The organism is Citrobacter sp. wls827 (assembly GCF_005280875.1).
Taxonomy (GTDB): domain Bacteria; phylum Pseudomonadota; class Gammaproteobacteria; order Enterobacterales; family Enterobacteriaceae; genus Citrobacter; species Citrobacter youngae.
On sequence record NZ_SZWR01000012.1, the window covers coordinates 79776 to 91512 of the forward strand.

Below are 11737 nucleotides of genomic sequence, written 5' to 3' on the forward strand. Positions count from 1 at the left end.
GTTTTTATGCAGATACTGCTGGTGATCGTCCTCGGCGTAGTAGAACGGGGTCGCCGTGCTGATTTCCGTCGTAATCTCGCGTTCATCGCCTGCGGCGGTCATTGCTGCCTGAAAACGCTCAAGGCTGGCTTGTGCGGCGGCGGTTTGTTCCGGCGTTAACGGGTAAATGGCGGAGCGATACTGCGTACCCTGGTCGTTCCCCTGACGCATGCCCTGCGCCGGATCGTGATTTTCCCAGAACACCTGCAGCAGTTGTTCGTAGCTGATAACATGCGGGTCATAGACGACGCGTACCGCTTCGGCGTGTCCGGTATCGCCGGAACAGACTTCCCGATAGGTTGGGTTAGGGGTATAGCCACCGGTGTAGCCGGCTGCGGTGCTATATACGCCGGGTAATGACCAGAATAAACGTTCAACGCCCCAGAAGCATCCCATGGCGAAATAAGCTATCTCCATACCGTCGGGCACGTTGGTCATCGAATGTTGGTTAACCGCATGCAGCGTTGCCACTGGCATCGGGGTGTTGCGTCCAGGTAGGGCATCTGCTTGAGTAACGAGATGCTTTCTATCAAATAAACTCATGGCCGTTCTCCCGAAATCAGTCATTTGGGTTAAGGTTGTAACGAGACGCGTCTTTGCCCAAAATAAACGGCGTGAATGCGTCTAGAGTTAAACATAAGAAATATTTGGGTTGTCGTCTGTTTTTCAACTCTTATTGTTGATTTTTTGTTAAGCCGAGGAACGGCATAGTATTTTTTTCCAGGGGTGGAAAAAAGGATATTCAGGAGAAAATGTGCCACATATCCGTCAGTTATGTTGGGTGGGATTACTGTGCTTAAGTGGCTCCGCCGCTGCTGCGAATGTTCGCTTACAGGTCGAAGGATTATCAGGGCCGCTGGAGAAAAACGTCCGTGCGCAGCTGTCCACGATTCAAAGTGACGAAGTCACACCGGACCGACGCTTTCGTGCGCGCGTTGATGATGCTATCCGCGAAGGGCTAAAAGCGTTGGGCTACTTTGAGCCGACCATTGATTTTGAACTGCGTCCGCCGCCGGCGAAAGGACGCCAGGTGCTGATTGCCAAAGTGACTCCCGGTGAGCCGGTGCTGATTGGCGGTACTGAAGTGATTCTGCGCGGTGGCGCACGTACGGATAAAGATTACCTGGATCTGCTGAAAACACGCCCGGCAATCGGCACCGTGCTGAATCAGGGCGATTATGACAGCTTCAAAAAGTCGCTCACCAGCGTGGCATTGCGTAAAGGCTATTTCGACAGCGAATTTAATAAAAGTCAGCTCGGAATTGCACTCGATCGCCGCCAGGCATTCTGGGATATTGATTACAACAGCGGAGAGCGCTACCGCTTTGGCCATGTCACTTTTGAAGGTTCGCAAATTCGCGATGAGTACCTGCAAAACCTGGTGCCGTTCAAAGAGGGCAAAGAGTACGAGTCGAAAGATCTGGCAGAGCTAAACCGTCGCCTTTCGGCAACCGGATGGTTTAATTCCGTGGTGGTGGCGCCTGAATTTGATAAAGCCCGTGAAACCAAAGTACTGCCGCTAAAAGGCGTGGTCTCGCCGCGCACCGAAAATACCATCGAAACCGGGGCCGGCTACTCTACTGACGTGGGACCGCGGTTGAAAACCTCGTGGAAAAAGCCGTGGATGAACTCCTACGGCCATAGCCTGACCACCAGTGCCAGTATTTCTGCGCCAGAGCAGGTCCTTGATTTCAGCTATAAAATGCCGCTGTTAAAGAACCCGCTGGAGCAGTATTACCTGGTGCAGGGGGGCTTTAAGCGTACCGATTTAAACGACACCGAGCAGGACTCAACCACGCTCGCGGTCTCCCGCTACTGGGATCTGTCGAGTGGCTGGCAGCGTGCAATCAACCTGCGCTGGAGCCTCGACCACTTTACCCAGGGTAACGTCACCAATACCACCATGCTGCTTTATCCGGGGGTGATGATTAGCCGGACGCGCTCGCGCGGCGGCCTGATGCCTGTCTGGGGGGATTCCCAACGCTATTCCATTGACTATTCGAATACTGCCTGGGGTTCAGACGTTGATTTCTCCGTTTTCCAGGCGCAGAACGTCTGGATCCGTACACTGTACGACAAGCACCGTTTTGTGATGCGCGGTAACCTCGGCTGGATTGAAACCGGTGACTTCGACAAAGTCCCGCCAGATCTGCGTTTCTTCGCCGGGGGCGACCGTAGTATCCGCGGCTACAAATACAAATCTATTTCACCCGAAGGCAGCGACGGCAAGCTGAAAGGGGCCTCGAAGCTGGCGACGGGCTCGCTGGAATACCAGTACAACGTGACCGGGAAATGGTGGGGCGCGATGTTTGTCGATAGCGGTGAAGCGGTCAGCGATATTCGCAAAAGCGATTTCAAAACCGGTGCCGGGGTCGGCGTTCGCTGGCAATCGCCGGTAGGACCTATCAAGCTCGACTTTGCCGTCCCCGTCGGCGACAAAGATGAACATGGTTTACAGTTTTACATCGGTCTGGGGCCTGAATTATGAGTTTATGGAAGAAGATAAGCCTCGGGGTACTGGTTGTTATCCTGCTGTTGTTAGGTACCGTCGCGTTCCTGGTGGGGACAACCTCCGGTCTGCATCTGGTCTTCAAGGCAGCTAATCGCTGGGTGCCTGGGCTGGAGATCGGTCAGGTCACCGGCGGCTGGCGGGATTTATCACTGAAAAATATTCGTTATGACCAGCCCGGCGTGGCGGTGAATGCTGGCGAAGTACATCTGGCCGTGGGGCTTAATTGCCTGTGGAACAGCAGTCTGTGCGTCAACGATCTGTCGCTGAAAAATATCAACGTAGCGATCGACAGCAAAAAAATGCCACCATCAGCGCCGGTGGAGGAAGAAGAGAGCGGTCCGCTTAACCTTTCCACGCCTTACCCCATCACGCTTTCACACGTGGCGCTTAACAACATCAATATCAAAATTGATGACACCACGGTTTCCGTGCTGGATTTTACCTCTGGCCTGAACTGGCAGGAAAAAACGCTGACCCTGAAGCCAACGTCATTGCAGGGGTTGCTGATTGCCCTGCCTAAAGTGGCGGAAGTGGCACAGGAAGAGGTCGTTGAACCAAAAATTCAAAACCCGCAGCCGGATGAAAAACCGCTCGGCGAAACGCTAAAAGATCTGTTCTCAAAGCCGGTGCTGCCGGAAATGGCCGATGTGCATCTGCCGCTCAATCTCAATATTGAAGAATTTCGCGGCGAGCAGCTGCGCGTGACCGGGGATACGGATCTCACGGTACATAACCTGCTGCTGAAAGTGAGCAGCATTGACGGCAACATGAAGCTGGACGCGCTGGATATCGACTCGAATCAGGGGGCGGTAAAAGCCAGCGGCACGGCGCAGCTCACCGACACATGGCCGGTCGATATTACGTTAAACAGCACGCTGAACATCGACCCGTTAAAAGGCGAAAAGGTGAAGCTGAAGGTCGGCGGCGCGCTGCGTGACCAACTGGAAGTCGGCATAAACCTGTCCGGTCCGGTGGATATGGATCTGCGGGCGCAAACGCGTCTGGCGGAAGCCGGGTTGCCGCTCAATCTGGAAGTGGTGAGTAAGCAGATTTACTGGCCGTTTACCGGCGACAAACAGTTTCAGGCCGATGACATCAAGCTCAAGCTGACCGGCAAGATGACCGACTACACGTTGTCGATGCGTACCGCCGTGAAGGGACAGGATATTCCTCCAGCTACCATCACGCTGGATGCTAAAGGCAACGAACAGCAGATCAATCTCGACAAACTCAGCGTTGCGGCGCTGGAAGGAAAAACCGAGCTGAAAGCGCTGGTGGACTGGCAGCAGGCGATCAGCTGGCGCGGAGAGTTGACGCTGGATGGCATCAATACGGCAAAAGAGATCCCGGACTGGCCGTCAAAACTGAATGGTCTGGTGAAAACCCGCGGCAGTCTGTATGGCGGAAGCTGGCAGATGGAGGTTCCGGAGCTGAAGCTGACCGGGAATGTAAAACAGAATAAGGTCAATGTGAACGGTTCGCTGAAGGGGAACAGTTACCTGCAATGGATCATTCCGGGCCTGCATCTGGAGCTGGGACGCAACAGTGCGGACGTAAAAGGTGAACTGGGGGTTAAAGACCTCAACCTCGACGCGACGATTGATGCCCCAAGCCTGGATAACGCGCTGCCGGGGCTGGGCGGTACGGCGAAAGGGCTGGTAAAAGTTCGCGGTACGGTTGAAGCACCACAGCTGCTGGCGGATATCACCGCCCGTGGTCTGCGCTGGCAGGAACTTTCCGTCGCTCAGGTACGCGTCGAAGGCGACGTGAAATCGGCCGAGCAAATCGCCGGTAATCTCAATGTTCGCGTAGAGCGGATTGTACAACCTGACGTGAATATCGGCCTCGTGACGCTCAACGCGAAAGGCAGTGAAAAGCAACATGAATTACAGCTACGCATTCAGGGGGAGCCGGTTTCCGGGCAACTGGATCTGGCAGGCAGCTTCGATCGCAAAGAACAGCGCTGGAAAGGGGCGTTGAGCAATACCCGCTTCCAGACGCCGGTTGGTCCGTGGTCGCTTAACCGCGCGATTGCGCTGGATTACCGTAATCAGGAGCAGAAAATCAGCATTGGGCCACACTGCTGGAATAACCCGAATGCGGAACTGTGCGTGCCACAGACGATTGATGCGGGCGCGGAAGGGCGCGCGGTGGTGAATCTGAACCGTTTCGATCTGGCAATGCTGAAACCGTTTATGCCGGATACAACCCAGGCCAGCGGCGTGTTCACCGGTAAAGCCGATGTGAGCTGGGACACCACCAAAGAGGGGCTGCCGCAGGGACAGGTCACGCTAAGTGGGCGTAACGTGAAGGTCACCCAGAGCGTAAACGATGCCGCGTTACCGGTGGCGTTTGAGACGCTGAATCTGACCGCTGACCTGCACAACAACCGTGCTGAACTGGGCTGGCTGATTCGCCTGACCAACAACGGGCAGTTCGACGGCCAGGTGCAGGTAACAGACCCGCAAGGACGCCGTAATCTGGGCGGTAACGTCAATATTCGCAACTTCAATCTGGCGATGGTGAACCCTATCTTCTCGAGAGGTGAAAAAGCCGCGGGAATGATCAACGCCAACCTGCGTCTGGGCGGCGATGTGCAAAGCCCACAACTGCTTGGACAACTGCAACTGAGCGGTCTGGATATCGACGGCAACTTTATGCCGTTTGACATGCAGCCCAGCCAGTTAGCCGTTAACTTCACCGGAACGCGTTCGACGTTAGCGGGCGTGGTGCGTACGCAGCAGGGGCAGATTAACCTGAGCGGCGATGCCGACTGGAGTCAGATAGACAACTGGCGGGCGCGGGTCGCGGCTAAAGGCAGTAGGGTTCGTATTACCGTACCGCCGATGGTTCGTCTGGATGTCTCTCCGGACGTGGTCTTTGAAGCCACGCCGAGTCTGTTTACCCTGGATGGCAACGTGGATGTGCCGTGGGCGCGTATCGTGGTGCACGACCTGCCGGAAAGTGCGGTAGGGGTGTCCAGCGACATGGTCATGCTCAACGACAACCTGCAGCCAGAGAAGCCGCAAAGCGCCGGTATTCCGATCAACAGCAACCTGAACATTCATGTAGGCAACAACGTACGTATTGATGCTTTTGGTCTGAAAGCGCGTCTGACGGGCGATCTGAAAGTTGCGCAGGATAAGCAGGGGCTGGGGCTGAACGGACAAATTAATATCCCGAGCGGTCGCTTCCATGCCTATGGTCAGGATCTGATTGTGCGTAAGGGCGAGCTGTTGTTCTCCGGCCCGCCGGATCAGCCGTTGCTCAACATCGAAGCGATTCGTAACCCGGATGCCACTGAAGACGATGTGATCGCCGGCGTTCGCGTCACCGGCACTGCTGATGAACCGAAAGCGGAGATCTTCTCTGACCCGGCAATGTCGCAGCAAATGGCGCTTTCCTACCTGCTGCGCGGACAAGGGCTGGACAGCGAGCAGAGCGACAGCGCGGCGATGACCTCAATGCTTATTGGCCTGGGGGTTGCACAAAGTGGTCAGGTTGTGGGTAAAATCGGGGAGACATTTGGCGTAAGCAATCTGGCACTGGACACGCAAGGGGTGGGTGACTCCTCTCAGGTGGTTGTCAGCGGATACGTACTGCCAGGTCTGCAGGTGAAATATGGTGTGGGTATATTTGACTCCTTAGCGACACTCACGCTACGTTATCGTCTGATGCCTAAGCTATATCTGGAAGCCGTGTCTGGCGTAGATCAGGCACTTGATTTGCTCTATCAGTTCGAGTTTTAGCAATGCGAATATTTGTCTACGGCAGTTTACGAACCAAACAAGGCAACAGCCACTGGATGACCAATGCCCTGTTGCTGGGAAATTTCAGTATCGACAACTACCAGTTGTACAGCCTGGGCCACTATCCAGGCGCAGTTCCGGGGAACGGAACGGTACACGGGGAAGTTTATCGTATTGACAACGCCACGCTGGCAGAGCTTGACGCTCTGCGTACGCGAGGTGGCGAATATGCACGCCAGTTAATTCAGACGCCGTACGGAAGTGCATGGATGTACGTGTACCAACGTTCAGTCGAGGGATTAACGCTGATTGAAAGCGGTAACTGGTTAGACCGAGACCAGTACTGATATATCGCTACGAGAATAAACAACGCCGCCTTCGGGTGGCGTTGTTTATTTAAGGCTTAAAACTCTACGCGCGCGCCGAGATTATAGCGACGGCCTTCCACCTGCGCGGATTCATTCCACGCGGTAGTCAGCTTCGGATCCTCATCCAGCACGTTGTAGACCCCTGCCATCAACTGCGTGTGCTTATTGAGCTGATAACGTACGCCCACATCAACCATTGTGTAGTCATCGTACTTGTAGTTATTACCACTGTTGCGGTTACTGCTGCGATAGTTCACCGTACTCCACACGTCGAGACTCTGTGTCGCCGCCCAGGTCAGCGACAGATTCGCCATATGACGCGGATAATCGTTGAGCGCGTAGCCTTTGTTTATGCCGCTTTTCTGTTCGCTGTGGTTCCAGGTGTAGTTAGCGTTGGCTTTGAGGTCGGCGCTAATTTGCCAGTCGGCATTCAGCTCAATGCCGTATACGTCTGCCTCACTGACGTTAAAGTATTTACTGACGGAATCTGCTTTGTAGCCATTCACCGAGCACTGGTTTGTCGCCGTGGTTTCACAAATGGTTTGTTCAGCGATTTTGTCTTTGAACTGGGTATAGAAGACCGTGCTATCCAGAGCCAGCGCATCGCCCGTCCAGTAGAGGCCCAGTTCAGAGTTAACGCTTTTCTCTGGTTTCAGGTCGTCATTACCTACCGTCAGGAAGGGATAAGGCACGGTTGAGCCGTAAGGGGTGACGAAGTTGCTGGAGGTCGCGCGTAGCTCCGGTTTTTTATATCCTGCCGAAATACCGCCCTTTAGCGCCCAGGCATCGCTGAAGGCCCAGTTGCCGTACATTTTTGGCGTAATATGTGTACCAAAGTTATCGTCCTGATCCATACGCGCCGAAGTGGTCAGGATGAAATCGTCAACACTCCAGCCATCTTCAGCAAACAGCGCCCAGCCGTTGCGGCTGATTTTGGTTACCGGCTCTGAGCCGGGCAGCGTTTTGTTAGCCACATCAAAGCGGTCATTTAACTCTTCGCGGGTAAAATTCGCCCCGATGGTCAGTTTATGGTTGTCGAGTGTAAACGTGGTTTGCGAATTAGCGACATAGTTTTCCATCTGCACATACTGCGGGGACTGACCGTCATAAACGTATTTTGAGCGGCCCTTTTCGTAGTTGATGTAGTTGGTCGTCGCGATGGTGTCATCTGCATACCAGCCGGTATGTGTCAGGGTGGCGGCGTTACGATCGAACAGCCATGACCATGGCGCGCCGCGTTTCTGAGTGCGATTTTTCTCCTGCTCGCCGGTGACAACGTTGAGGTCGAACAGGTTGTTTTCGCTGGCGGCCAGGCCCAGCGTCATATCAACGGATTTACGGTTGTGTTTGCCGAAATAGTCATTGCGATCGTCATCGCGACGGTCGAGCCAGTCGGCCGCTACGCTAAGGCCGAGAACATCTGGCACAATCGGCCCCATGGTAAACAGATTCATCTGGCTGGTATTACCCAAATACTGGTGTTCCTGAAGCCAGGTATTCGCCGCAATCGCCGTCGTCCAGTCTTTCGCGCCGTACGGCTTTTTGGTAATCACGTTGACCACACCGCCGATGGCATCTGAGCCGTACAGCGAGGACATTGGCCCGCGGATAACTTCGATACGCTCAATGGCCTCCATTGGCGGTAAGAAGTTGGCTTCAGTACCGATATCATGGCCGTAGGGGCGCGACTCACCGGTATTTTGTTTGACGCTGTTGACCATAAAAGCGGTATAGGACGGGTCCATACCGCGGATCATAATGCTGCCCGCATTCATGCCGCTGCTGTTGGTAACCGAGACGCCAGGAAGGTTTTTAATCGCTTCACCAATGCTACGGTCCGGCTGAATATCCAGCGTTTTACGATCGATAACTGAAATGGTGGCCGGCGCTTCGCGCTTTTGCTGCGAGAACCCGGATGCGGTGATCACCATTTCATCTTCATTATTGCGTGAGGTTTCGGTGAGTTCTTCTGCCTGAGTGGGGAAAATAACCCCGCCAGAGAATGCAACGATCCCTGTCAGCGTAATAAGTTGACGCGTTTTCATAATATAAGACACCTGAAAAGTAAAAAACAAAAGCATCACCTTGCAGCCCGGAAAAGCTGCAAGGTGTAAGAAGCGTTTTTAATTATTAATATTTAGAGAGATCGATTTTCAGCACGTAATCGGGCTTTACGCCAATCATTTCTTCCGGCTGTTTTACGCTGACATACAAGGTGTTAGCGTCCTGAGAAAGTGCAAGGCTGTTAGGTAACGCAGTGGTTTCAATACTTTGTTTTACCTGATAAGTCTTGCTGTCCACAATGCTGATGCGCTTTGCATTGCGGTGGGTGATATACACTTCCTGGCGTTTTTCGTTATATATAGCTGCCAAAGAGTTAATGACCTTAATTGGCGCAATAACTTTGCCAGTATTAATATCGACAACCAAAACATCTGCTAAATCCGGATCGGTCAGGAACGCGCGGTTATTTTTTGCATCCAGCGCAATATTCAGGAAGAAATGTTTTTTAGCGGGTTCAATGGAAAAGCGGCTAATGATTTTGTGGCTGCTGGTGTCCAGCGTAATCAGCTCGTTTCTGCCATTCACCACATACAGGTGGTTCTTATTTGCATCCACCGCCATACCGGTCGGATACTGACCCATATTTTCAATGGTGGCGATTTTTTCGCGCTTTTGCGTATCCACCACCCAGACAATGCCTTTTTCAGCCACGCCGGAAACGTACAGACGGTGATGCTGCTTATCGAGCACTATTTCACGCGTATGGACGATTTCCTTTGGATTTTTGGTCTCGCTCAGTTGCAGTATCGCCAACTCTTTACCGCTGCGGGTATCAATTAGCGTTACCGAACCTTCCAGCGTGTTGCCCACATATAGCACCTGATTTTCTTCGTCCAGCGCGGTGGCAAAGGCACGACGGCTGGTGTCGATGACTTCGGTGGTTGTGAGTTTTTCCAGATCGAGTTTGTAGATAAGCCCGCGGGTTTTGTCTTTATCAAATGACGGAGACGAGGCGGCAAAGAGCGTGTTCTGCTGACTATCAACCGCCAGTTCATACACGCCGTTCCCGACGTCGTGGGTCAGAAAATCTTTCTCAGGTAGCGTCTGCGCCACGCTGGGCAGGCTGGTAAATAACAGTGCTGTGGCGAGCGCCACACAAGAATAGTGTTTCAGGGACTTCACAGTGTGGAGGTTCATTGACTTTTATTCACATTTATTTACATGCTTCGAATGATAATGAGATCTAATCTCATTCGCAATTAAGATAAATGAAATGTGACTACCCAATCTGGTAGGTCAAAAAGAAACCAGCGGGATACCGGGAAAATAAAGGGAGGAAAAGCACAGGCATAAAAAAACCCTTACTAACCAGAGGCTGGTGTTCAGGGTTTTCAGAGCAGGCGAACTTACTTCTTCGCGCGCTCGAAGGAAGCAACGATTTCAGCTTTAGCGGCTTCAGCGTTGTCCCAACCGTCAACTTTTACCCATTTGCCTGCTTCGAGGTCTTTGTAGTGCTCGAAGAAGTGGGTGATCTGTGCCTTCAGCAGGTCCGGCAGGTCGGTCACATCTTTAATGTGATCGTATTCTTTGCTCAGTTTGGTGTGCGGTACCGCAACCAGTTTTGCATCTTCGCCGGATTCGTCGGTCATTTTCAGTACGCCAACCGGACGGCAGCGGATCACTGAACCTGGCTCCAGCGGATACGGAGCCGGGACCAGAACGTCTACCGGATCACCATCCAGAGACAGGGTGTGGTTGATGTAACCGTAGTTGCACGGATAGAACATCGCGGTGGACATGAAGCGGTCAACGAACAGGGCGCCGCTCTCTTTGTCAACTTCGTATTTGATCGGATCTGCGTTTGCAGGGATCTCGATAACAACGTAGATATCTTCCGGCAGATCTTTACCGGCAGGGACGTTGAGTAAGCTCATGTCTGTTTCCTTTAAATAAGCTATGGCAAACAAGTGGCGGGTATTATAGCCAACTCGCGCCGAATGTCTCCGCTTGTTTTCGATTTCGCGGCGCACATTTTCTTCTTTTCTCTTCTCTTTTGTGACAGAAAAATCCATATCTTCAGCCGCATTTTTCATAGTGATATGAAAGCGATTACAAAGTTGTGATTAACGTTTTATTTACTTTTTTGAAGTGTGATGTAACGCAATTCGTTACATGCTCAATTGTCTATAGTTTTTTCGCGACTGTTTATTAACCAACAATAATCCCCCTACGAGGACGCACTTATGTGGAAGCGCTTACTTTTAGTCACAGCAGTTTCGACAGCCATGTCGTCTATGGCATTGGCAGCCCCTTTAACCGTAGGATTTTCGCAGGTTGGCTCTGAATCCGGCTGGCGCGCGGCGGAAACCAATGTGGCGAAAAGCGAGGCCGAAAAGCGAGGTATTACGCTGAAAATCGCTGACGGCCAGCAAAAACAGGAAAACCAGATTAAAGCCGTACGCTCATTTGTTGCGCAGGGCGTAGATGCCATCTTCATTGCGCCGGTCGTGGCAACGGGTTGGGAGCCGGTGTTAAAAGAAGCGAAAGATGCCAACATTCCGGTCTTTTTGCTCGATCGTTCCATCGATGTAAAAGACAAATCTCTCTATATGACCACCGTTACCGCCAATAACGTGCTGGAAGGTAAATTAATCGGCGACTGGCTGATTAAAGAGGTGAATGGCAAACCGTGTAACGTCGTTGAGCTGCAAGGGACCGTCGGGGCCAGCGTGGCGATTGACCGTAAAAAAGGTTTTGCCGAAGCCATCGCCAGCGCGCCAAACATCAAAATTATTCGCTCTCAGTCCGGGGACTTCACCCGCAGCAAAGGCAAAGAAGTGATGGAGAGCTTTATCAAAGCTGAAAACAACGGCAAGAACATCTGCATGGTTTACGCTCACAACGATGACATGGTGATCGGGGCTATCCAGGCGATCAAAGAAGCGGGTCTGAAGCCGGGCAAAGATATTCTGACCGGTTCAATCGACGGCGTACCGGATATCTATAAAGCGATGATTGATGGCGAAGCCAACGCCAGCGTCGAACTGACGCCAAATATGGCGGGG

General features: G+C 52.7%; 8 protein-coding genes. 4 read left to right on the top strand and 4 right to left on the bottom strand.

Annotated features, from left to right (window positions below):
* Positions 1 to 582 (bottom strand): peptide-methionine (S)-S-oxide reductase MsrA (gene msrA, locus FDX03_RS07280; protein ID WP_249357011.1); only part of this gene is annotated, 582 nt, incomplete at its 3' end.
* A 211-nt stretch (positions 583 to 793) separates the two neighbouring features.
* On the opposite strand from msrA, the gene tamA reads away from it, so the two are divergent.
* The 3 genes from tamA to FDX03_RS07295 are packed head-to-tail and all read left to right on the top strand — an operon-like array spanning position 794 to position 6647.
* Positions 794 to 2527, top strand: a complete 1734-nt coding sequence (tamA, locus tag FDX03_RS07285) for an autotransporter assembly complex protein TamA (protein WP_048212861.1) — start codon at positions 794 to 796, stop codon at positions 2525 to 2527.
* Complete coding sequence (tamB, locus tag FDX03_RS07290; protein WP_137345715.1) at positions 2524 to 6300, top strand: autotransporter assembly complex protein TamB; 3777 nt, start codon at positions 2524 to 2526, stop codon at positions 6298 to 6300. Before tamA ends, tamB begins: the two co-directional genes overlap by 4 nt.
* A 2-nt stretch (positions 6301 to 6302) precedes the next feature.
* Positions 6303 to 6647: a gamma-glutamylcyclotransferase gene (locus tag FDX03_RS07295; protein ID WP_048212859.1), complete on the top strand. Its 345-nt coding sequence runs from the start codon at positions 6303 to 6305 to the stop codon at positions 6645 to 6647.
* A 56-nt stretch (positions 6648 to 6703) separates the two neighbouring features.
* Here the strand turns inward: FDX03_RS07295 and FDX03_RS07300 are convergent, their stop codons facing one another.
* The 3 genes from FDX03_RS07300 to ppa all read right to left on the bottom strand — a co-directional run bounded on the left by FDX03_RS07300 (position 6704) and on the right by ppa (position 10606).
* Positions 6704 to 8713 (bottom strand): TonB-dependent receptor, encoded by a 2010-nt coding sequence (locus tag FDX03_RS07300; RefSeq protein ID WP_137345716.1) that lies wholly within the window; start codon positions 8711 to 8713, stop codon positions 6704 to 6706.
* A gap of 85 nt (positions 8714 to 8798) precedes the next feature.
* Positions 8799 to 9869 (bottom strand): YncE family protein, encoded by a 1071-nt coding sequence (locus FDX03_RS07305; protein WP_137345717.1) that lies wholly within the window; start codon positions 9867 to 9869, stop codon positions 8799 to 8801.
* Positions 9870 to 10078: 209 nt separating this feature from the next.
* Complete coding sequence (gene ppa / locus FDX03_RS07310; protein ID WP_137345718.1) at positions 10079 to 10606, bottom strand: inorganic diphosphatase; 528 nt, start codon at positions 10604 to 10606, stop codon at positions 10079 to 10081.
* A 309-nt stretch (positions 10607 to 10915) separates the two neighbouring features.
* Between ppa and ytfQ the strand changes: the two genes are divergently transcribed.
* On the top strand, positions 10916 to 11737 hold an 822-nt coding region (ytfQ, locus tag FDX03_RS07315), incomplete at its 3' end, for a galactofuranose ABC transporter substrate-binding protein YtfQ (protein WP_249357012.1).

Bases quoted from the DNA above. Each gene is read 5' to 3' on its own strand.
- ppa (WP_137345718.1), bottom strand. From the start codon at position 10,606: ATGAGCTTACTCAACGTCCCTGCCGGTAAAGATCTGCCGGAAGATATC.
- tamB (WP_137345715.1), top strand. From the start codon at position 2,524: ATGAGTTTATGGAAGAAGATAAGCCTCGGGGTACTGGTTGTTATCCTG.
- FDX03_RS07305 (WP_137345717.1), bottom strand. From the start codon at position 9,869: ATGAACCTCCACACTGTGAAGTCCCTGAAACACTATTCTTGTGTGGCG.
- FDX03_RS07295 (WP_048212859.1), top strand. From the start codon at position 6,303: ATGCGAATATTTGTCTACGGCAGTTTACGAACCAAACAAGGCAACAGC.
- FDX03_RS07300 (WP_137345716.1), bottom strand. From the start codon at position 8,713: ATGAAAACGCGTCAACTTATTACGCTGACAGGGATCGTTGCATTCTCT.